Annotated in this window: 17 protein-coding genes; 9 read left to right on the top strand and 8 right to left on the bottom strand. The window is 55.0% G+C overall.

The features are described 5' to 3' along the window. The first annotated feature begins 109 nt into the window (after positions 1-109). Genes E1H13_RS11655 through E1H13_RS11645 form a run of 3 tightly spaced genes read left to right on the top strand, consistent with a single transcriptional unit; the run spans position 110 to position 2,051 of the window. Positions 110-337, top strand: coding sequence for a ferredoxin family protein (locus tag E1H13_RS11655; protein WP_169613591.1), 228 nt, complete (start codon positions 110-112; stop codon positions 335-337). A gap of 44 nt (positions 338-381) precedes the next feature. Further along, positions 382-1,479, top strand: a complete 1,098-nt coding sequence (locus E1H13_RS11650; protein WP_169613590.1) for a HAMP domain-containing sensor histidine kinase — start codon at positions 382-384, stop codon at positions 1,477-1,479. A gap of 35 nt (positions 1,480-1,514) precedes the next feature. Next, a complete protein-coding gene (locus E1H13_RS11645; protein WP_169613589.1) occupies positions 1,515-2,051 on the top strand; it encodes a hypothetical protein in 537 nt (178 codons plus the stop codon). A 40-nt stretch (positions 2,052-2,091) separates the two neighbouring features. Here the strand turns inward: E1H13_RS11645 and menD are convergent, their stop codons facing one another. The 3 genes from menD to E1H13_RS11630 form a co-directional block, all read right to left on the bottom strand. Beyond that, positions 2,092-3,828 carry a 2-succinyl-5-enolpyruvyl-6-hydroxy-3-cyclohexene-1-carboxylic-acid synthase gene (gene menD / locus E1H13_RS11640; RefSeq protein ID WP_169613588.1) on the bottom strand — a complete coding sequence of 579 codons (1,737 nt, stop codon included), beginning with the start codon at positions 3,826-3,828 and terminating at the stop codon, positions 2,092-2,094. A gap of 6 nt (positions 3,829-3,834) precedes the next feature. After that, positions 3,835-5,274, bottom strand: coding sequence for an isochorismate synthase (locus E1H13_RS11635; RefSeq protein WP_169613587.1), 1,440 nt, complete (start codon positions 5,272-5,274; stop codon positions 3,835-3,837). Between the two features lie 210 nt (positions 5,275-5,484). Then, positions 5,485-7,197, bottom strand: a complete 1,713-nt coding sequence (locus E1H13_RS11630) for a diflavin flavoprotein (protein ID WP_169613586.1) — start codon at positions 7,195-7,197, stop codon at positions 5,485-5,487. Between the two features lie 491 nt (positions 7,198-7,688). Here E1H13_RS11630 and E1H13_RS11625 point away from each other — a divergent pair, with 491 nt between their 5' ends. Both E1H13_RS11625 and E1H13_RS11620 read left to right on the top strand, forming a co-directional pair. Next, a complete protein-coding gene (locus tag E1H13_RS11625; RefSeq protein WP_169613585.1) occupies positions 7,689-8,645 on the top strand; it encodes a WecB/TagA/CpsF family glycosyltransferase in 957 nt (318 codons plus the stop codon). A gap of 356 nt (positions 8,646-9,001) precedes the next feature. Beyond that, on the top strand, positions 9,002-9,823 hold the full coding sequence (locus E1H13_RS11620; RefSeq protein ID WP_169613584.1) for a 3'-5' exonuclease: 822 nt from the start codon (positions 9,002-9,004) through the stop codon (positions 9,821-9,823). A 101-nt stretch (positions 9,824-9,924) separates the two neighbouring features. On the opposite strand, the gene groL is transcribed toward E1H13_RS11620, so the two are convergent. Further along, positions 9,925-11,601: a chaperonin GroEL gene (gene groL, locus E1H13_RS11615; RefSeq protein ID WP_169613583.1), complete on the bottom strand. Its 1,677-nt coding sequence runs from the start codon at positions 11,599-11,601 to the stop codon at positions 9,925-9,927. Between the two features lie 243 nt (positions 11,602-11,844). Between groL and moaA the strand changes: the two genes are divergently transcribed. Then, positions 11,845-12,831: a GTP 3',8-cyclase MoaA gene (gene moaA, locus E1H13_RS11610; protein WP_169613582.1), complete on the top strand. Its 987-nt coding sequence runs from the start codon at positions 11,845-11,847 to the stop codon at positions 12,829-12,831. Between the two features lie 115 nt (positions 12,832-12,946). Continuing rightward, entirely contained in the window at positions 12,947-13,726 is a 780-nt protein-coding gene (locus E1H13_RS11605; RefSeq protein WP_169613581.1) for a hypothetical protein, read from the top strand. Between the two features lie 121 nt (positions 13,727-13,847). Here the strand turns inward: E1H13_RS11605 and E1H13_RS11600 are convergent, their stop codons facing one another. After that, positions 13,848-14,351 carry a DUF427 domain-containing protein gene (locus tag E1H13_RS11600; RefSeq protein ID WP_169613580.1) on the bottom strand — a complete coding sequence of 168 codons (504 nt, stop codon included), beginning with the start codon at positions 14,349-14,351 and terminating at the stop codon, positions 13,848-13,850. A gap of 302 nt (positions 14,352-14,653) precedes the next feature. Beyond that, entirely contained in the window at positions 14,654-17,050 is a 2,397-nt protein-coding gene (locus E1H13_RS11595; protein ID WP_169613579.1) for a heavy metal translocating P-type ATPase, read from the bottom strand. A gap of 388 nt (positions 17,051-17,438) precedes the next feature. Here E1H13_RS11595 and E1H13_RS11590 point away from each other — a divergent pair, with 388 nt between their 5' ends. Next, entirely contained in the window at positions 17,439-17,966 is a 528-nt protein-coding gene (locus E1H13_RS11590) for an orange carotenoid protein N-terminal domain-containing protein (RefSeq protein ID WP_169613578.1), read from the top strand. Between the two features lie 141 nt (positions 17,967-18,107). Here E1H13_RS11590 and E1H13_RS11585 read toward each other — a convergent pair whose 3' ends face one another. After that, positions 18,108-19,532 (bottom strand): MFS transporter, encoded by a 1,425-nt coding sequence (locus tag E1H13_RS11585; RefSeq protein WP_169613577.1) that lies wholly within the window; start codon positions 19,530-19,532, stop codon positions 18,108-18,110. 121 nt (positions 19,533-19,653) lie between these two features. Here E1H13_RS11585 and E1H13_RS11580 point away from each other — a divergent pair, with 121 nt between their 5' ends. Further along, a complete protein-coding gene (locus E1H13_RS11580; RefSeq protein WP_169613576.1) occupies positions 19,654-20,184 on the top strand; it encodes a phosphoribosyltransferase family protein in 531 nt (176 codons plus the stop codon). Here E1H13_RS11580 and E1H13_RS11575 read toward each other — a convergent pair. Then, positions 20,150-21,355, bottom strand: a complete 1,206-nt coding sequence (locus tag E1H13_RS11575; protein ID WP_169613575.1) for a CD225/dispanin family protein — start codon at positions 21,353-21,355, stop codon at positions 20,150-20,152. The genes E1H13_RS11580 and E1H13_RS11575 overlap by 35 nt on opposite strands. Positions 21,356-21,583 lie beyond the last annotated feature (228 nt).

Genomic DNA, 21,583 nt, shown 5'->3' with positions numbered 1-21,583 from the left:
GGCGCGGGGACACATCCATCGGTTGAACGGTTACGATACCTAATGTGGGGTGGGTTCCTGGCTGCCAGTCCCTACCCTACTGCCAATTGATCATCGGTGAGGAGACACTGTGGCTCACACAATTGTGACCAATGTTTGTGAAGGGGTGGCAGACTGCGTCGATGCCTGCCCAGTCGCTTGTATCCATGAGGGGCCTGGAAAGAATACCAAGGGTACGGATTGGTATTGGATTGACTTTTCCACCTGCATTGACTGTGGCATTTGTTTACAGGTCTGCCCTGTAGAGGGGGCGATTGTGCCAGAAGAACAGCCAGAGTTGCAGAATACCCCGGCCTAAGGGCTCGGTGGAGACAGCTGCACACTCCTTAGAACACGTCTATTATGGCCAAGATTACCCTACGCAGTCGCCTCTTCTTATCTCACCTGGCGGTAATGGCGGTGGGCATCATTACCCTGGTGATTATTGGCCGACTGTATTCCCCTCGTCTTTTTGTCATTTCCCTAGAGCGCTACGAGAACGGTGTGCTTAGCGTTCAGCGTCATCGTACGCAGTTAGTCAAAGGGTTTGAGGCCGCTTGGAGCCGGGGCATGTTATGGGCGATTTTGATGGGGGGTAGTACAGCGGCTGGACTCAGTTATTGGGTTTCCCGCTGGATTATTCGGCCCCTAGATCAGATGGAAGACGTCACCCGGCTATTTGCTTCGGGACAGCTGTCTGAGCGAGTTCCTCCCTCAGAAATTATGGAAATCCAGCGATTAGCCAATAGCTTTAACCGGATGGCCACTGATCTAGAAAATGTGGAGCAGCGTCGCCGTGAACTGATTGGCGATCTGACCCACGAGCTGCGCACACCCCTGACCATTTTGCATGGCTATCTAGAAGGGTTGGCCGATGGGGCCGTCCCGGCTGAAACTGACCTGTATCAGCGGCTGGCCGATGAAACAACCCGGCTGCAACGATTGGTCAATGACCTGCAAGAGCTCTCTAAGCTGGAGGCGGGGTATTTACCGATTCAGACTCAAACTGTAGAGTTATCTGCCCTATTGACGGGGCTAGTACGGGCCTTTGCGGACCAGTTCGCCAGTGATGATCGGGTGATCTTGACCTTAGACTGTCCTGAGGATTTACCGGCCGTCTGTGCTGACCCGATTCGAGTTGAACAAATTATGATCAACTTGCTGAGTAATGCCCTGCGCTATACCGAAAAGGGGCGAGTTACAGTCACCGCCTGGCCAGATAATCGGCGGGTCTATATCAGTATCGCTGACACGGGGATTGGCATTGCTGAGGCGGACTTACCCTATGTATTTGAGCGATTTTGGCGGGCGGACCGCTCCCGTAATCGTGGATCGGGCGGTACCGGGTTAGGGCTGACCATCTGCCGCCGTCTGGTGGAGGTACAAGGGGGGCAAATTGAGGTTAAAAGCCAGGTGGGCGAAGGGAGTGAATTTATCTTTTGGTTGCCCCAGGTTGACTAATAGGGCGCTGTTACTCTGCCTGGAGTGGATGATTGATGCATGTTTTCAACCATAGTGATACCCATCTGGTGATTGGCGATCGCCCCTGGCTGCTATGGTGGGTCGGCTTCGGCCTTTTGGTCAGTGCGATGGCAGTTTTGGGGCTGGGATTGCTGAGAAACTGGGGCGATGCCAATGCGGCATGGGCCTTAGCCTGGCTGAGTGGTCTACTGGCACTGACAGGAATGCTGGTGTTGGGCGATCGCCCAACGGTACGCTGCATCTTCGATCGGCGACAAGGACAGGTCACCAGACAAGGACAGGTCACCATTCGTCGGCAACGGCTGTGGCAGATTCAAACGACCCACTGCCCCTTGGTGCATATCAAGGCTGTTAGCCTGCGACCAGCGACGGGAACCAGGCAGGTTGTGGTTAACCCGAGTGGCGTCAATAGTAGCTGCATCATTTTAGAATTAGCCGCCGGAGGATATTTAGCTCTAACGCCCTATTACTCAGATAATACTCGGGCGCAGCACCGCACCCCCCGGCACATTCGGGATTTCTTGCGTCAGCGACCGGCACGATCCCCATGACAAGGGCAGGGAGACCGATGCTCTGGTTGGCAGCGGGTGACTACTCCAGATTCAGCAACTGCTGAGTAAGGGTCAGGGACTGGTGGCGATCGCAGCGAATTTCCAGCAAGCGCACTCCCCGGGTTGGCAAAAACTCCAGGGTGGCCTGCAACTGAGCCCAGGTTTTGATCTGTTCATAATTCACCCCATAGGTGGCACAGAGATGGCTCCAGTTCACCTGCTGGGGGGTGGCGAAGAAATCCTCAAACGGTGGCTCAAACTGGGAAATGGGCAGCATTTCAAAAATACCGCCCCCCTGGTTATTGATTAACACCACCGTCAAATGTCCCTGAAACTGGGGCAGGGTAAGCCAACCATTGGTGTCGTGGAGCAGAGCCAGATCCCCCGTTAGCAGCACCGTTGGTGGCCCCTGGTGGGCAATTCCCAGGGCGGTAGAGAGGGTGCCATCAATACCGTTGGCACCGCGATTACACCAGGGCCGTAGACCGCGATCGCTGGGCGGACAAAACCATTCCATCTGGCGAATTGCCAGGCTATTGGCGATTACAACAGGGGTGCCTGGGGGAAGACAGTGGGCCATAAGCCAAGGTACTTTGCCCTCAAATAAATGGGTTAAATCAGCCAGGGCCGTATCTAACTGTCGCCTAACTTTGCCCTCTAGCCGCAACCACTGCTCACCGTAGACCGACAGGGGGGGCACAGATGTCGTCATTGGCAGGACTGCGGTGATGGCCTCGATCCCGAGTGGCACCGGGGTTACCGAACCATGGAGGGGATCCAGGTTAGCCCCCAGAGAATCCAACACCCAGCGGTAGGGCTGGGTCTGGTCCAGCCATTGGCGCAGGACTTTACTGGTGGGCAGGGAACCCAGTTGAATCACCTGAGTAGCGTCGAGGGGTTGGGTCCAGAAAGCCTGCCGGAGAATCGGGTCATAGGTGGTCACCAAGTAGGGATGCTGGGAAGCCGCATGGCGTAGAGGCGATAGGGCATCAGCCAACACCGGCCAACCCAAATACTGGCTCAGACGGGCTACAGCCGTATTGTATGACCTAGGGTTAGGGGGCTGGGCTGGGCCGGCAATGATCAGACCGCGATCGCAGCTCAGCCAGGTATCTAACCCAGGGATAGGCCCAACTGGCTGGGGAAAACTGGATTGATCAACCGTCCTCAAGTGCTCAAAAAAGTCCCTAGCCCATGTAGCCTCTAGCCCCGCCACCGAGCCATCAGCCACTGGGGCCAAGGGATCACGGAAAGGACAGTTGAGGTGGACTGGCCCCGGTACAGGCCACTGCGATCGCTGCCAGGCCTGCACCAGAACCTGACGCAGGTAACGTAACATCGCTAGATCAGCAGTGGGGGAGGCCAGTTCGGCATACCACTGGGCAAACTGACCAAACAGCCTCTGCTGGTCAATGGTTTGGCCGGAGGCACAGTCTCGCAGTTCCGGCGGGCGATCGGCCGTCATCACCAGCAAGGGGACTCGACTTTCTTTCGCTTCAATCACAGCCGAGTAATAGTTAGCCCCAGCCGTGCCCGATGTACAGACCAACCCCACCGGTCGCCCCGTGGCCTTGGCCTGGCCTAGGGCAAAAAATGCCGCCGATCGCTCGTCTAAGATGGGCAACGACTCCAGACGGGGATGACTGGCTAAAGCCACTGTCAGCGGTGTCGAACGGGACCCTGGCGAAATCACCACAGTCTGCATACCCAAACGCGCCAGGGTCTCTGCTAACACTGAGGCCCACAGCGTATTTGTATTGCGAAAGTCAAGGGTCATGGACGACTACAATAACGCCTCGCCCAGGGCCCGAAATTTCAGCTGAATCTCGGCCCATTCGCGAGTTGGGTTCGACCCTGCCACAATACCAGCTCCTGCGTAGAGTCGAGCCCAGTTGTGATCAATCAGCGCCGAGCGGATGCCCACAATAAACTCACTATCACCATTCGCACCAATCCACCCGAGGGGAGCCGCATACAGTCCCCGATCAAAGGACTCAAACCGGTGAATTTGTTCGCAGGCATCGTAGGTGGGGACGCCAGCTACAGCTGGGGTGGGGTGGAGCGCCTCTACCAACTGTAGGGGGTGGGTACCCACGGATAGTTGGGCCTGAATGGGAGTATGCAGGTGCTGAATATTCGATAGTCGTCGTAGGGTGGGGGTCTTAGGATAAATGGGATGCAGACCTAGATCCATCAGCTTTTGGGCTAAAAATTCAACTACCAGGCGATGTTCCCCCTGTTCTTTAGGACTCCGCAACAGCTGCAGGGCCAACTGACGATCGGCATGGGGGCTATGTCCCCTAGGGGCCGAACCAGCTAACGCATCGGTGATCAGATTCCCTTGACGTACACTTAGTAACCGTTCAGGGCTAGCCCCCATAAATCGCTTCCCCTGGCCATTTCCCACCGAAAAGACATAGCAGTCAGGGTAGCGCTGGCGGAGCTGCCCTAGGGACGGTAAAGGTTGGAACGGTTCTGGCCGGATCCAGTCAAAAGCATGGGCTAAGACAATTTTCTGGAGTCTGTGGTGCGCAATATGCCCTAAAGCTGTAGCCACGGCCGCCTTAAACTGGCTTTCCGCCTGGCCCGTTGGTTCTATGGGTTGGGGTTGCAAGGGTAAGGGATTGTGCCACTGCTGTTGGCTGAGGCGATCGATAGCCTGAATGCTGGTTTCTAGATCTGAGAGAACAGCAGCGGGAGTTGTGCTAGGGGTGAGATGCACATTCAAGGTCAAGGTGCAGCGGTTCCCCTGACGTAGCAGTTGCCACTGGGGTAAGACCACGGTGGCCCCAGGGAAGCCGATTCGACTGTGGCTACTCTGGGCAAAGAAGGTGAACGTACAGAAGAACCTGGGCAAGCTGGTGCAGCCCAGGGCTACGATCGGTACCTCTGGGGCTTGATAATGCTGAGTGCGACGCCCCCAATGATCAATAAACTGACGGGCCTGGGCAAAGCGATCTGCCCCAAAAACCTGGTGGTTAAGGACGCTCCCTAACGCTACAGCAGCGGTCTGAGTCGCAGCATTCTCCACATAGAGATGCACGTCTGGGCTATGGGCTAGGTGGGTTAGCACCAACAATGGATCAACGGTAGGTACAGCCAGGGTAATGCTAACCAGTTGAGTAGGTTGGGATGGCGCAACTTGAGGTAAGCAGGTAGTTATAAACTGATGAACGGCCTGAAGATCCTGGCTGGAGGATGGGCAGTAGGGAGCAACTGGCATGAATTCAGAGGTATTAAAGCGGTTGAAATTCACGTTTTAGTAACAATTGGCTGAAAAGTAGTCCAGGCAATGACCTCGGGCATTCAGCCAGTATTCCTACTGGTAGCATATTCGGCTGGGGCGTAGCCATTTCGGGGCCAGTCGTTCATGCAGCTTAATAGTCTGAGATAGGCTGGATCCCTAGATAACAGATTAATCGTGACTACCGGTTTAGTAGTGGGTACCGGTTTGACGGAAATGCACCGCAGTCTTAGCGTCGCTATCCAGCACCTGCCCAGCGTTGACGGTGGCATACACTAGCCAGTGGTCACCGCACTCCATGCGCTGGGCTACAGTGCAGTCAAGGTAGGCGATCGCATCTTTTAGAATTGGTGCTCCATGGTCAGCCACGTCAATATCAATCTCTTGAAACCGATCTTCCCCTGGGGAAAACGGCTTAAGAAAATGCTTCATTGGCCCCAGGTGTTTTCCTTCAGCCAAAATATTTAACACAAACGAGCTACCTGGATACATCAAAGACTCAATGGCCCGGTCCTTGGCCACAGCCACTGTAAAGCCAGGAGGCGTAAACGAAGCCTGGGAAATCCAAGACGCTAACATCGCGCTGGATACCTCCCCCTGGTGGGCTGTGACCACCCCCAGAGACCCGACAATCCGCCCAATCGCCTGTTCCACCCCCGAAGCAGGGGTGCGAGGCTGCTTTGCTCGCTTGGCTTTTTTCAGTCCTTGGGCAAAGTCCGTCCCCACCTCTTCACAGTATTTCAGGGTGACATCTGTAGGCTTAAACTTAACCCGAATCGGTTCAAACGCCAGGGAGTAACCCCCATCTTTCAACTTGCGTTCCAGCAGGTCAATCGCCTCCCCACTCCACCCAAAAGAGCCAAAGACCCCGGCTGGCTGAGATTTAGAGGCGGTCGAGAGCACAATGCCCAGGGCCGTTTGCATCTGAGTTGGCGCATGGCCTCCCAGGGTAGGCGACCCCATCAAAAAACCAGCAGACTGCTCCACAGCCGCTTTGATCTCTTCTGGATCCGCATGTTCAGCATTGATCGCCTCCACAGCGACCCCTGACTTGGTTATCCCCCGGGCCAGGGCTTGAGCAATCGTCGCCGTGTTGCCATAGGCGGAAGCGTAGATTAAAGCTACAGATAAGTCCTGGGCTGTTTGGGCCTGACTCCACTGACGATAGCTGTGGAAAAGTTCTCGGGCACTGTAGCGCACCACTGGCCCATGACCAGGGGCTAACACCTGAAACGGAATCGCCTCTAATCGGTCAAGGGCAGCCAGCACCTGGCGCGTACCCGAGGCAAACAAACAGTCAAAATAATAGCGACGATCATCAAGCAGAGCCTCCCAGCCCAAATCAAACACGGCATCATCACAGCGATGGGCGCCAAAAAGCTTATCGGAATACAGCACCTGAGCATAGGGATCAAAGGTGGCTAGCCCGCCTGGATAACGGGGGGTGGGAATAGGAACAAACTGTAACTCATGGCCCTGCCCCAGATCCAATCGATCATCGCTGCTGCGAATTACTCGCACCCGAGGAGATGCTTCGGGCAATAAATCCTTAAGGGCCAAGGCCACAGGGTTAGAGCAGATAACGGTAATATCTGGCAACCGTCCTAACAAAATCTTTAAAGTTGCAGCCCGGTTAGGGTTGATATGCCCAAGAATCACAAAATTCAACTGATAGAGATCGATATGACGTTCCAGGGCGGTCACAAACATCTCACAGAAAGACTCCCCCGGCGGATCAACCAGGGCTGTGCGATCTGCCTGGATCAAATAACTATTGGCCGTTGTGCCCCGTTCCAGGGCGTATTCAATCTCAAAACGCAGCCGGTTCCAACTGCGGCACCGCATTACCGTCGTGCCAGCCGCAATTTGATAGATTTGCACATCGCGAGGTTGAGCTGTCATGGGAAAGCCACACAGTGAGTACAGAGCTAACGTCAGGTAGACCGTCGACCCAGGTCGCCCTAGACATACCCGTTTGACGGCCTATCCCGCAGCCCATGTCCCTTTAGGGAACATGCACCGATTTTAAATCTCAAGTTATTTAGACTTTACACACTTATTCAGCTTTTATGAACCCGATGTGAAAGACAGGGCATGGGTTAGTCCCTCGTTTAGGATCAACACACAGTTTCTTTACCGATAGTGTTACCTCACTGACAATTATGATACCGTTCGACATGTGATGTCGCCCCTCTTATCTGGCTTAGGTTATATGCCCTGTCTTTCTGGAAGAGCTGGACATTAGATTAATCGGGGCTTTCTAAACACATTCAAAGTTCTGTTGGGTAGCGTTTAGTCAGCTCCTATGATCGCTGACCAACAATTTGCCCTGGATAGCTATTAAAAGAAATCTAAATCTATATTTGCACAGAGTCCTGAATACAGATAGCCCTATGGAGCCACTGTCCACCGAGTCAATCTCACCACCTGAACTAGAATCAGCCGGTTCGCGGCAGGTTCCAGCTCAGGATGTAAAGCAACTTTACAAGCAGTTTCGTAAAGCTGCTTTAGAATCGACTGCTCGTGAATTGAGAAAGCAGCAGTATGAGCGCATCCAAAATCAGGTCGAGATTTTAAATATTCCGATTGATAATATTTCTGTCAGTGATTTCTTGGAGCAGCTAGAAAAAGGAGTTGTTTTTACCCCTAACGTTGATCATTTAATGAAGCTCCAAAAGGATATTGATTTTGTAAAAGCTTACAGCCAGGCAGACTTCCGTGTTTGTGACAGCCAGGTGTTATTGCTTGCTTCTAAATTCCTAGGCACACCTATCAAAGCCAAGATTTCCGGCTCCGACCTCTTCCCCATGTTTTGTGAGCACCACCGCCACAACGAACATATTAAGATCTTCCTGTTAGGAGGTAGAGAGGGAGTGGCCCGCCAGGCTCAGTCCCGGATTAACCAACGCATTGGTCGTCAGATTATCGTGCAAGCCCACTCTCCTTCCTTTGGATTTGAAAAAAATGAGGCAGAATGTGAAAAAATCCTTACCATGATTCGCCAATCCTCAGCTAATGTACTGGTGGTTGGGGTTGGAGCTCCTAAGCAGGAAAAGTGGATCGCTAAGCATAAGGATCAACTGCCTAACATTGATATTTTCTTAGCTGTGGGGGCTGCCATTGACTTTGAAGCTGGTCATAAGCCGCGCGCACCCGAGTTGGTTAGCCAGTTGGGGTTAGAATGGTTATACCGGTTGATGTCTGAGCCTAAACGCCTTTGGAAGCGCTATCTGCTGGATGACTTGCCATTTCTATGGTTGATCGTGAAAGAGCGGTGGACAAGGTTATGGCGTAAATCAAAGGTCAGTGACGAAGCTGACGAAGTCATTGATGCCAACTCTATCCGTTAATCAAGCACAAAGAAGATAACGGTTTTCCCTTGAGTGGGGGGGGCGGTCAGTCGCTTAAGCCCGACAAATTCAATCAGCTTCTTAATGCTAGGGATATTTCACCCCTAGCTAGTTTTGTCGCTACCACAGGAGATTTCACTACGGCCTACATCCCGACATTCAGGCTCTACTTGCGGCAAGCTTACGCTAACACCTAGAGTGCGGGGCTTCCCGCTGATTCAGCTAAAACCTTGGATTAGTTTGGATTAGTATTTAGCTGAGCTACGCTGGGACGAGTCTCCCCAAATATTCTGGGAGATATTTCAGGTCTCGAATTTTGTGGCACCTTAGAGGGACTATCCTCCTTGGCATCGGTCATGATTCCTGTTTCTGCTTCTGGCATTGCTCAGTCAACCCTGTTATCGGACCATTTATTGACCTATTACCGACAGCTTACTGAAGCTCAGTTGACGGTTGTGGACGTGGAAACGACTGGTTCCCGTGCAAGAGATGGGCGGGTGATTGAAATCGCGGTGATTCAGGGCTCTCTGCAAGCGGGAATCACCTATGAGACTAGCGTCATGGTCAATGCCAATGTGTCTGTGCCTGCCATGATTACTCGACTAACCGGAATCACAACGGCGATGGTGCGTCAAGGGCAAACGGCGGAGGCGGTGTGGTCAGGGCTGCAGCCACGGCTTAACCAGGGAACTTTGACCGCTCATAATTTGACTTTTGACTACAGCTTTATTCAGTCGGAGTATCATCGCTTAGGAAAAACGTTCCAACGCCCCGATCGCCAGCAATTTTGTACGGTCCTGTTGTCTCGGCTACTGCTGGCAGATTTGCCATCTCGCAGCTTACCCCAACTGGTTCAACATTTTGGCTTTGATGTAGGGCGATCGCATCGCGCCCTAGCAGACACGAAAGCTTGCTGGCTATTGGCCAATGTACTCCTCACCCAACTGGGGGAGTTGAGCGATAGTGCCCTGCGTCAGCAATTTGCCCAGCAGTGGATTCCCCTGCGGGAGGCTGCTAAGGCGTTTACCTGCACAAAACGAGAGCTACAACAGCAGCTGGATCAACGGGGTTGCGAGTATCGCGCCTCCCGCCGCAGCAACCGTTATCTATATCGCCGTGGCGACCTTGAGACGTTGTATCAAGAGCTTTATCCCCAACAGTTGCTACTGAATCTATAGCTGATACCCATAGCAGAAAGCAGGAGGTTGCGATCGCAACCTCCTGCCTCCCTAGCCATGGTTCTGGCTGACGCCTGTGGCAGAATAGCTAGCGCCTGGGACTACATCATACCCATGTCGCCCATGCCGCCCATGCCGCCCATGCCGCCCATGCCGCCCATACCACCCATGCCGGGATCGCCAGCGGGGGGCTCAGGTTCAGGGATTTCAGCCACCAGGGCTTCAGTGGTCAGCACCATGCCAGCAATCGAGGCCGCATCCTGCAGCGCAGAACGAACGACCTTGGCAGGGTCAATAATTCCAGCCTGAATCAAATCTTCGAAGGCACCGGTAAGGGCGTTGTAGCCGATGGGGAAACTCTGACTTTTCACCTTTTCAACCACCACAGACCCTTCTTGGCCGGCGTTGTCGGCAATTTGCCGCAGGGGAGATTCAATCGCTCGCATGACGATATCCACCCCGACCGCCTCTTCAGGATTATCCAGGGAACCCTTGAACCCCTCGAGCTTACTGGCTAAATGCAGTAGGGTGGCTCCACCACCAGGTACGATCCCTTCCTCTACAGCCGCCTTAGTAGCGCTGAGAGCATCTTCGATGCGCAACTTGCGGTCTTTCAGTTCGGTTTCGGTCGCCGCCCCTACCTTAATCACAGCCACTCCGCCAGCCAGCTTCGCTAACCGCTCGGACAGCTTCTCTTTGTCGTACTCAGAGTCAGTCAGTTCTAACTCTTTACGAATTTGAGCTACCCGTTTATCGATGTCGGCCTTGTTGCCGCTGTCAGACACTAAGGTGGTGGTGTCTTTGGTGATTGTCACCTTGTGGGCCACCCCTAGCATTGATAGGTCAACGGTTTCTAGGTTGAGGCCAACCTCCTCAGAAATCACCTGACCGCCAGTCAGAACAGCAATGTCTTGCAACATGGCTTTACGGCGATCGCCAAAACTGGGGGCTTTGACCGCTGCCACATTCAGTACCCCGCGAGCCTTGTTCACCACTAAGGTGGCCAGGGCTTCCCCTTCAATATCTTCAGCGATGATCAGCAGGGGAGCCCCATCCCGAGCAATGCGCTCAAGTACACTGACCAGATCCTGGATAGCACTGATTTTCTTGTCGGTGATCAAAACCCGGGTGTTTTCTAACTCGGTCACCATCCGCTCCTGGTCGGTGACAAAGTAGGGAGACATGTAACCGCGGTCGAACTGCATCCCCTCCACGACGTCTAACTCGGTATACAGAGACTTGGACTCTTCCACCGTGATCACACCGTCTTTGGTCACCTTGTCCATCGCTTCGGCAATCATTTTGCCGATTTCTTCATCGCTGCCAGCAGACACGGTAGCCACCTGGGCAATGGTGGCATTCCCTTCGACAGGTTTGGCGATGGCCGCGATTTCTTTAACCAACAGATTCACAGCCTTTTCAATACCGCGTCGCAGGCTGACCGGGTTAGTGCCAGCTGCCACATTCTTTAGCCCTTCTTTAACCATGGCCTGGGCTAACACGGTGGCCGTCGTGGTCCCGTCTCCAGCCAGGTCCTTCGTCTTAGAGGCCACCTCTTGCATCAGGCGGGCCCCAAGATTTTCAAAGGGATCAGACAGATCAACTTCTTTGGCGATAGTAATGCCATCATTGACGATTTGCGGTGCGCCGTACTTCTTCTCCAGCACAACGTTCCGTCCCCGGGGGCCGAGGGTAATCTTAACGGCGTCCGCCAGGGCGTTAACGCCCTTTTCGAGAGACTTCCGAGATGCCTCATCAAAGGAAACTTTTTTTGCCATGTCCTGCTCTTTCAGCTCTCCAGTGACCAACTTAGCACTCGTTCTAGTTGAGTGCTAACTTCGCTAGATTATCGTTGCCAGAACCGTTCGGTAAGTCGCGATAACCGACCCTCGGCGGCGGCAAAGGCAAAAGGCAGCTTTCCCCATTGTCTTCACTGGATGAGAGTGCCACAGCCTGCTTTAACAATCTATCTGTTGCTAAACTGATCCTGCACTCCCTGAACCATCCCCCCCGCTAACCCAATGCCTACCATTGACTACCTACGCATTAGCCTGATTGATCGCTGTAATTTTCAGTGTCAGTACTGCATGCCGGAGGGGGTTGATTTGCAGTATGTGCAGCAGCGGGATTGGCTGACTCGGGACGAGTTAAATACTCTGCTGCAGCAGGTATTTCTACCCCTGGGATTTTGCCGCTTTCGGCTGACCGGGGGAGAGCCCTTGATTCGACCAGATGTGGTGGAGATTGTGCGAGACATTTCCCAGTTGCCGGGGACCCAGGATTTGGCTATGACGACTAATGCTTTTCTCCTCAGCAAGCTGGCCCAGGACCTTTGGGAGGCAGGACTGCGACGGATTAATATCAGCTTAGATTCGTTAGAGCCTGAGGTGTTTCAGCAGATTGTCGGTGGCCGGGGGCGATCGCGCTGGTATGACGTCTGGCAAGGGATTCAGGCGGCGCACCGGGTTGGGTTTTCCCCCCTAAAGCTGAATGTGGTGGTGATCCCTGGGGTGAATGATCACGAGATTTTGGATCTGGCGGCGTTAACGCTGGATCGCCAGTGGCACGTGCGGTTTATTGAGTTCATGCCGATTGGTAACGATAGTTTATTTAAGCACCGCGGCTGGGTGGATTCGGAACAGATTCGCGATCGCATTCGTCAGCGTTGGGGCCTACAAGCCGGTACCGTCACTGGCAACGGTCCTGCCGATGTCTTTCAAATTCCCGGGGCCATGGGCACCGTAGGGTTCATTAGTCAAATGTCGGAATGTTTTTGCGATCGCTGCAACCGGATGCGCCTCTCGGCCGATGGGTGGCTACGTCCCTGCCTGCTGAACGAAACCGGCCAACTTGATCTCAAGACACCTTTGCGCCAGGGGGGAGACTTGGTGCAATTGCGTCGCCAGGTGGGAGACCTGCTGGCGGCTAAGCCCGACATTAACTTCAAAATGCGAGACTCGGGGGTGACGGGGGCCTACAGCCGTACCATGTCCCAAATTGGCGGTTAGGTGAAGATGTATAGGGAGTGGCTCAAACCCAGCGATTTTAGGTATAAATTGAATCGAGGGCGATCGCGTCAATGGGTTTCCAACCTTCGCCCTGGCGTTACTGGGTCCAACCACCATGGCTTATCCGTCAGAATCGATTGAATTACCCTCCCTGGCCCCCGTTACTGCCCCAGGTCAGCCCCCCTCGGTGGCGGCAGAACCACGGCGAACTGTCTCCTTCAACATTGCCAGCCATGGCCCAGCCAAGACGACCAGCAAAACCCCAGTCACTGCTTTCCCAACCCAACCCCCATCCTCCCAACTGCCCGCCCTACCCCGGCGCAAGCGACCTAGCTTTAGTCGCCATCGCCACGATGCCAACCCAGCGCTGGCGATCAAGGTGTTACAAGATATTCAGATGGCGGTTAACACCTGGCACCACGACCTGAAGCAAACGATGCAGCAGATTCAAGACCTCTATTTGGAAGGCCCCATCGTGGATGGCTGGCTAGAAACTATCGACAGCAACGCGGGACTGGCTGGGGTTGATGCCGCTTTACTACGTCATGGTGATCCCCAGGCCCTATCAGGTTATGTCGATCAGCTGTGCGAGTCCGTGGAGCAAGCTGGTGGATCTCCCCCTGCCCTAGCCCCCAACGCAGAGATCAATGCGCCCTCCTACCGGTTGTGTAGTCTCGATTCAGACGGCCGGGTCCACTATTTCCCCTGCCCGCCTGAACAGCTATCCACCATTAGCTTGGCCATTGCTCGACACCAAAAGCTCAGGCAACTGCTGGATCAAAAACGCTTCCTAGAGGCCAAGCTAAAGCGAGCCGTAGACGTCCTCACCAACAGCCGCGATACCCTGGGCATTGCCCCCACCTGTAGTTCCGTGCCAGACTCCCCCCTCGACTGAGACCCCCACTAAAACGCCGCTCCAGATCCCAGGGTTCTTAGGTTTATAGATCATAAATTTTGGGAGGTCCCAGGGCAGAACCCTGGGATCTAGACAGACATAATTCGCCTTAGGGGTTTAGTTACCACCCCCAGGTACCCTGCCCCCCTTTGAAAGGCCCCACGATATTCTGGGTAATCCAACCGCCATAGAAATCCCCTGGCTGGGCCTGAACCTGCTCTCCATCCACATAGCAGGCGTCCATTAAGCCAGGGTAAACCGCTATAAAGTTAGCGATACCCAGAAATCGCTCTGCCGTGGGCTGCGGGTAACACCAGGCCCCATTGGCCACCTGGCGATCGCCCACAACCACCGTAAAGTATTGGGCGCTGCCTTTCCATTCGCAGTAGGTCCGGCGAGGACTGGGGTGCAGATAGGACATTTGTACGTCCACTGGCGGCATGTAGTAAACCGGCGGATGGCTGGTTTCTAGAACCCGCTTCGTCTGTCGAGAGTCGGCGATTACCACGCCATTAAAGAGCACCTGAATATGACGAGATGACTCCTCTACTCGGGGAGGACGGGGATAGTCCCAAACGGATTCTTGACCGGGACCGGGGGGGATGGGGTTGGTTGGGGTGGGCATGGTGGGGTGATGGGGAAGTGGGGTGATGGGGAAGTGGGGTGATGGGGAAGTGGGGTGATGGGGTGATGGGGAAGGTGGGGGGGGTGAATTTTGAATTTTGAATTTTGAATTTTGAATTGAAATTGTAGGGTGCATTAGCGGTCGGGGTCTAGATATTGGTGGTCAACCTGGGGCGCAATGCACCGGTCGGGGAGGGGGGAATGCCGTAGGGGCGGACCCAGGTGTCCGCCCTGCCAGGGGAATGATAACCCCAGGAAATGGCAACGTGAGGGAGGCGACGTAGGGGCGAACCCAGGTGTCCGCTACGTCAGGGCAGCGTGCCGCCGCAGCAGCAGCGAATTGACCACCACCGCCACCGAACTGAAGGCCATCATACCCCCGGCTGCGGCTGGGCTGAGGCTAATGCCGACGGTGGGCAACAGTACCCCTGCCGCCAGGGGAATCGCCACCAGGTTGTAGGCGAAGGCCCAGGCGAGGTTCTGACGGATTTTATTGAAAGTGGCTCGGCTGAGGACCAGGATATCCAGCACCCCGGACAAATGATCCCCCATGAGAATGACGTCAGCCGTTTCCATGGCGATGTCGGTGCCGGAATGGAGGCTGATTCCCACATCGGCCTGGGCCAGGGCCGGGGCATCGTTGATGCCATCCCCCACCAGGGCGACAGTGTGCTGGGCGGCTTGGAGTTGGCGAATGGCATCGACCTTGTCCTGGGGCGACACATCGGCCTGCACTTGGTTGGGATCCAAGTTCAGTTGGGCCGCGATCGCCCTAGCCACTTCGGGACGATCGCCCGTTAGCACCTGCACCTGTAGCCCCTGCTGCTGCAACCCTTGCACCACCTGGGCCGCATCTGGTCGCAGCTGATCGGCGATCGCCAATAGCCCCACCACCTGGTCCCCCAGTGCCACATACACCACTGTTTGCCCGGCATTGGCTAAGTCAGTGACCTGGGTTTGCACCGCCGCAGACAGATCAAGGCTCTGTTCTGTCATCCAGGCCTGATTGCCTAGGACACAGGCAACCCCCTGCCCTTGCCAAGTGACCTGGGCCATAACCCCTAGCCCCGGTTGGGTCTGAAAATCATCAGCCGGTAAAAGGGATAAATCTCGGCTGGTGGCCGCCTGCTGAATTGCCAGGGCCAGGGGATGGCGGGTACCGCTTTCTACAGTGGCGGCCAATTGTAGCAGGTCCGCCTCGGTCAGCCCTCGATCAACACAGTGAATGGCCGTTACCTCAGGTGAACCTGAGGTGAGGGTGCCAGTCTTGTCAAACACCACCCTATCCAGGTGGTGAATGGTCTCTAAGCTATCACCCCCACGAATTAGCAGGCCCCGTTCAGCCCCAAGGCCAGACCCCACCAAAATCGCCGTGGGGGTGGCTAACCCCAACGCACAGGGGCAGGCTACCACCATCACCGCGATCGCCAGTTTCAGACTGACTAACAGGGTGGATGATGTCATCGTCATCTGGTGCCCTGCATGGGCCATGCCCAGAGCCGCATCCATCACCTGGGGCCAGGCAGGCAGCCCGACAAAATACCAAAATAGAAACGTGAGGGTCGCCAGGGTAATTACCCCGTAGGTAAAGTAGCCAGAAATCACATCCGCCAGTCGCTGGATCGGCGCTTTGCGGCCCTGGGCCGTTTCCACCAGGCGAATCATCTGAGCCAGCACAGTGTCTTGACCGGTGCCGGTCACCTGTAGGGCGATCGCCCCTGACTGGTTTAAGGTCCCAGCGACCACCGTGTCCCCCGGCTGCTTGAGCACCGGCATGGACTCGCCGGTCAGCATGGACTCATCCACAGTCCCCTGTCCGGCCACCACCGTACCGTCGGCGGGGATCTTCTCGCCGGGCAGCACCTGGACCCATTCCCCCTTCTGCACCGAGTGGGCGGGCACCTCAACCCCGGCTTGGGCCGTCTCAGCACTGGTCGGATCCCCAATCAACCGAGCCACAGCGGGCTGTAATTCCACCAGCGATCGCAGGGCATCCGCCGCCTGAAACCGAGCCCGTTGTTCTAGGGTGCGCCCCAGCAAAATAAAGCTCAGCAGCATCACCGGCTCGTCAAAGAAGCATTCCCACCCCAGCTGGGGAAAGCCCAGGGCGACCACACTGGCCAGGTAGGCACTGCCACTGCCCAGGGCTACCAGGGTATTCATGTTGGGGGCCAGTCGCTGCATCCCCTGCCAGCCGTCCACTAAAATTTGCCGGGCCGGACCAACCAGGGTGACGGTGGCCAGCAGGGCGTGGAACCACAGGTCGCTGAGTATCGGTACCGTCAGCCAGCCGAAATGCTTCAGGTGGCCAATAGTGGAAAGTATGAGCAGGGCGATCGCGATCGCCAGCCGCCGCCCCTGTTGCTGTTGCTCCTGACGCTTGCGCTCTACCCAGTCTGTCAGGTCGGCCGAGTCGGTCCCATCCCCAGGTCTGGGGGTGGCTGTAAACCCAGCCTGGGCCACCTGGGCCGCCAGCTCATCGGCGGTGACCTGGCCCGCTTCCGCTTCTACCACCGCCACTTCGGTGATCAGGTTGACCGTTGCGGATCGTACCCCCTCCACCCCGGCCAGATGATTTTCCACTGCCCGCACACAGCCGGCACATTTCATGCCGCTGACGTTGAGCACGATGGTCTGCCCCGTGGGTAACGGGGCAGGACTGACCACAGAAGACTGGGGCTGGGACGATAGTACCGGCATAGACAACGAAACCCTTGGAAATGTGGAGGGGCGACAATACTACTCTCAGCCTATCAAGTCTCTAGGCAGTGCAAGGTATTTCTTTATTGAAGAGAAAAGATTTCAAGCGGTAATCGCGATCGCCTTGGAGCCGAATTAATACCTGTACCCTTAGAGGTAGCGTCATCTACTGTCAATAGTTCGGAGCTCTGCGGTTACCAGCAGCAGACTTGTCGAACACCACATTAGATGAGATGAATCGGGTGCTGCCCGCGATCGCCACCCTTATCGGCCTGCTCTAAGTCAGTTTCTCCCCATAAAGGCTGAGAGCATCTCCTTCCGCCGATGGACGATGATTGCGCTATTAACTGTTTTGATAGGTAAAGTATTGTTACAAAAACGAGGTGTTATGGCTGCTTCTACAATCAGCACAACCCAAATTACCAATCAATCGACCCAGCAGCTATTTGAGCGCTATAACGCCCTCAGCGTAGATGACAAGTTGGCGCTGTTGTACTACGTTTATGAGGACATGGGCGATTCAATTACCCCAGCTGCGCCCAGTGCTGCGGATCCCGACCTGGCGCGACCTTTGGCGGAGGAACTGTTTGCCCTGTCCAAGGATGACCAGTTGGAAGCGATGCGCGCCATTGTGGCTCGCAAAGATGCGCCTTTGTCAAAGCGCTATGGCGGTCTTAGCCCTAACAATCAGCTGTTGGTGTGGTACGTGTGGGCCGAAGCCATGGGCGATCGCGTCGTCGATCTACCCAAGGGCTATAAGGCGTCTGCCGATGTCAAAACCATGTTGTCGTTAATCGAAGGGATCGAGTTCCAAGAACAGATTACTCTGCTGCGGGAAGCCGCCACCCAAATGGGCTATAGCCAGGTCAGCAACCCGCCTTCCCAGGCTGAAACCGGCAAAACCAACAGTCTCTAAGGGTAGTCGCATTATTGCGGTTCAGTGCATACCGACCCCGTTCGCGGCCGACAATGGCGGGAGTGAACGGGGTCCCTAAGTCCTAGCTCTCCGATGCAGCATGCCAAGATCCCAGGGGGCTGCTTTGGGGGTCAAGTCCAACTAGTCCGAACGTTCCTGGTCCTCTATGCGGTGGCGCTCTGCCAGTTGCAGCAGCATGGCTTCGTGAGCCTGGCGATCAATCGGGTAATACTTAGCCAGAAGCATCGCCAACAGCAGCAGCACCATAGGCACAAGACTAATAAAAATCCGAATCGTCAATAGGGCCGAATCTGGTTGCTCAGTGGCCCCAGACTCAAACCCAGAAAACTGCAGCGCCAAACTCACCAGGAGCAACCCCAGGCCCAGGCCCACCTTTTGCAACAGGGTCATAAAGGCATAAAACACCCCTTCTCGCCGCTGGCCAGTTTGCAGTTCATCCAGTTCGATCACATCGGGCAACATGGCCCAGGGCACCACGTAGGCGGTGGCCACCCCAAAACTGACCACTGCACATAGTAAGTACAGGGCGGCCACCTGCCCTGGCTGAATAAAGAATAGGGCAATCTGAGCAATTACCCAGGTGCCAATACCGATATAAAAAATTTCTTGCTTGCCCAGGCGGCGGCTGAGGCGGTTGACAAAATACATCATGATGATCGCTGTTCCCTGCACCAGCAGTGCCGCTAGAAAGTAGTTGTCTAACCCCATCCAAAAGGTGGCATAAAAGGGAATAATACTGGCGGTCATTTGCAGGGCCAGCCAGGCAAACAGATAAAGGCCAACCACAAACAGGAAGGCCCGATTGCTAAACACAATTTTGATCTGCTGAAACAGGGTTAAGTCTGTGTCGCTACTACTGGTAGTAGGTTGTAAAGCCTCCCGCTGCACCGCATAGGGGTATGTCCCGGCCACACATAGCAACAAGGGGATCACCGCTAAAAGGCTGACAACGCCCCCCAGGATCCAATACTGTCGCTGCACATCATCAATCACCTGGGTAATCAGCAGCCCCAATGCCAGGGCCGAAATTGCCCCAAACAAGGATGATGCCAGACGGAAGGCGGTGAGTTCAGTCCGTTCGTCATAATCTTTGCTCAGTTCAGCGGTCAACGTCGCATAGGGTAGGTTAATGACGGTATAAAACACCTGGAACAGCAGCGAGATCACCACATAGTATGCAAACCGGGCCATTTCGCTATCCCAGGCGGGTACCACCCACATCAAGAAAAAACTAATGCCAAACGGTATGGCCCCCAGCACCATCCAGGGGTAGCGACGACCCCAGCGGGTTTGGGTGCGATCGCTCAGATAACCAATAAACGGGTCATTGATCGCATCCCAAATTCGGCCAATCGCCAGTACTGACCCTGCAATGGCTGGGCTAAGGCCAGCCGCCGTGGTTAAGAAAATCAGGAAGGAAAAGGCCAGCAGGTTAGCGGTCATACCTGGGCCAATATCCCCGGCCCCAAAAGCCAGCTTGCCCAACAGGGAAAACGGCTTAGGACGGTCGGCAGCCGTGACTGAATCAGAAAAGTTTGCGGCCATAAATTAAGGGTTCGGTGGTCAACAACTCAAAGGACGGGCTCAGTGTATGATTTCCCCATCAACCATATCTGGCATTCTACGGGTAGGTTTTATAGTTTAGTTGGTTGCATAGGGCGGGACTATGGCTGATTTTTATGTAAGCTGGGACGAATACCACCAAGATATTGAAAAGCTTGCCATCCAGATTTACGAATCGGGTTGGGAGTTTAACCAGATTGTTTGTCTGGCCAAAGGGGGGTTGCGAGTTGGGGATGTTTTATGCCGTCTATTTGACGTGCCGTTGGCCATTTTGTCCACCGCCTCCTATGGGGGGGCCGATGGGCGCACCCGGGGGACCATTACCTTTTCCCGTGACCTCAGTATGACGGCTTTGGGTTTAGGCAGCCAAGTCTTACTGGTGGATGATTTGGTCGATTCAGGCCACAGCCTGGAACGCTCGATTGGCTGGCTCAAGCATAAGTATGGTTTTAGTATCGACGAGATCCGCACCGCAGTGCTGTGGTACAAGGCTGATTCCATTATCAAGCCTGACTACCATGTGGTGTATTTGCCCGACAATCCCTGGATTCATCAACCCTTTGAAAAGTACGAAACCATGGACTTACCAACCCTGGTAGCTAATCATCAGGCTCACTCAGAGGCGGTTGTTTAGCAGCAGGGCCTGTAGGGGAAGGGTTGAGTTGAGCCTGGGAGGGCAAGTCTTTAACCCTGGAGTCATGGAGCTGCTGGTATCCCCAGTAGCCTGCCACCAGGGTAACTAAGGTTAGGGAAATGGCCCCACCGGCACGGCATAGGGCCTTGATGGTTTTCGAGGCTTGCACAGCCGTCAGGTAGTCCCCCCGTTGGTAGGCTTGCTTCAGGTTGATGGCGTAAACCAAGGCCGGAATTCCCAGGGGTGGAAAGATCACAAAGGCCGTGAGCAGCACCCGATACCACTGGGCTGAAGGGCAGGACTGTCCCTGAAACACAGGGTATCGCCCTTGCCATTCCACCACCCCAGGGCGTTGATCAGCGCCACTAACCCGAGCGATGAGCTGAAATGTTCTCAAGTTCAGGGGCTGCCAGCTGATCAATACCTGTCGGATCTGATCGGGCAGCGCAAAATAGTTGATCCCTACCCCTACAGGGCGGGAGAGTTCGACGGTGAGTTCACTGGCTTGCTGCCGGGCCACCACCGTAATTTGGTCTAGATCCAAAGCGACTTGCAGCTTTTCGGCCAAGGCGCGATCGCCGCTTGCTTGCAGTATCTGGTTCAACTTCAGCCTGGCCTGCTCTAGGTTAAGGTCGTTGCACAGGGCCAGTTCCCAATCTCGGACAGCTTCCGTCTGGCGTCCTAACTGGTCATAGACATTGCCCCGATGCAGGTAAGCTTCGGCCTGGTTGGGGTCAGTGGCAATGGCCTGATCGAAATCAGCCAGGGCTGCAGCATAGTCTTGCTGCTGGAGATATAACAGCCCTCGATTATAGTGAATCAGGGCGTGACCCGGTTGATGCTCTAGGGCTTGCTGCCAATCGGCTAGGGCGGCGGCCACTTGCCCCTGCAGTGAGTGCAGCAGCCCTCGGTTACCGTAGGCTCTAACCTGGGTGGGGTCAAGGGCGATCGCCTCACTAAAGGCCGCGATCGCCGCTTCAATCTGTCCTCTCTGCCAATGGACAATCCCTAATTCAACATGAATCTGAGCCGGGTAGGGATAGTGGTCCAGGGCTCTGGACAAGGAGTCTAGGGCCTGATCCAAGTTACCTTTTCTCAGTTGGACCAAGGCCCGCCGATAGTCGTAGCGAGCCTGCTGCCGATAAAACCAAACGGGCATAGAAGAGGCCATAGGCGTGATCAAAAAGGGACATTACTATCCATCATTGCTGTGCCATCCAGGGGATGTCAGGGGGGCATGATCAGATCTTTATAGAAAAGCTGGTTCTGTGTAGCCAACGACACAGCGAATTGTAGAGGTTTGCGCTGGCAACAGACTGAGTCAGGGGGGTTAGAAAAGAGCCATGGCCAGACCAGCTAGACCCCTACTCAAGACCTTGGCTAGAATAGATTGATTATG

It is taken from the genome of Nodosilinea sp. P-1105 (assembly GCF_012911975.1).
Taxonomy (GTDB): Bacteria; Cyanobacteriota; Cyanobacteriia; order Phormidesmidales; family Phormidesmidaceae; genus Nodosilinea.
The sequence above is the reverse complement of the archived record's forward strand: the minus strand, read 5'-3'. Positions and strand labels throughout refer to the sequence as shown.

Bases quoted from the DNA above. Each gene is read 5' to 3' on its own strand.
- E1H13_RS11620 (WP_169613584.1), top strand. From the start codon at position 9,002: ATGATTCCTGTTTCTGCTTCTGGCATTGCTCAGTCAACCCTGTTATCG.
- E1H13_RS11595 (WP_169613579.1), bottom strand. From the start codon at position 17,050: ATGCCGGTACTATCGTCCCAGCCCCAGTCTTCTGTGGTCAGTCCTGCC.
- menD (WP_169613588.1), bottom strand. From the start codon at position 3,828: ATGACCCTTGACTTTCGCAATACAAATACGCTGTGGGCCTCAGTGTTA.
- E1H13_RS11585 (WP_169613577.1), bottom strand. From the start codon at position 19,532: ATGGCCGCAAACTTTTCTGATTCAGTCACGGCTGCCGACCGTCCTAAG.
- moaA (WP_169613582.1), top strand. From the start codon at position 11,845: ATGCCTACCATTGACTACCTACGCATTAGCCTGATTGATCGCTGTAAT.
- E1H13_RS11590 (WP_169613578.1), top strand. From the start codon at position 17,439: ATGGCTGCTTCTACAATCAGCACAACCCAAATTACCAATCAATCGACC.
- E1H13_RS11645 (WP_169613589.1), top strand. From the start codon at position 1,515: ATGCATGTTTTCAACCATAGTGATACCCATCTGGTGATTGGCGATCGC.
- E1H13_RS11650 (WP_169613590.1), top strand. From the start codon at position 382: ATGGCCAAGATTACCCTACGCAGTCGCCTCTTCTTATCTCACCTGGCG.
- E1H13_RS11575 (WP_169613575.1), bottom strand. From the start codon at position 21,355: ATGGCCTCTTCTATGCCCGTTTGGTTTTATCGGCAGCAGGCTCGCTAC.
- groL (WP_169613583.1), bottom strand. From the start codon at position 11,601: ATGGCAAAAAAAGTTTCCTTTGATGAGGCATCTCGGAAGTCTCTCGAA.
- E1H13_RS11625 (WP_169613585.1), top strand. From the start codon at position 7,689: ATGGAGCCACTGTCCACCGAGTCAATCTCACCACCTGAACTAGAATCA.
- E1H13_RS11605 (WP_169613581.1), top strand. From the start codon at position 12,947: ATGGCTTATCCGTCAGAATCGATTGAATTACCCTCCCTGGCCCCCGTT.
- E1H13_RS11630 (WP_169613586.1), bottom strand. From the start codon at position 7,197: ATGACAGCTCAACCTCGCGATGTGCAAATCTATCAAATTGCGGCTGGC.
- E1H13_RS11635 (WP_169613587.1), bottom strand. From the start codon at position 5,274: ATGCCAGTTGCTCCCTACTGCCCATCCTCCAGCCAGGATCTTCAGGCC.
- E1H13_RS11580 (WP_169613576.1), top strand. From the start codon at position 19,654: ATGGCTGATTTTTATGTAAGCTGGGACGAATACCACCAAGATATTGAA.
- E1H13_RS11600 (WP_169613580.1), bottom strand. From the start codon at position 14,351: ATGCCCACCCCAACCAACCCCATCCCCCCCGGTCCCGGTCAAGAATCC.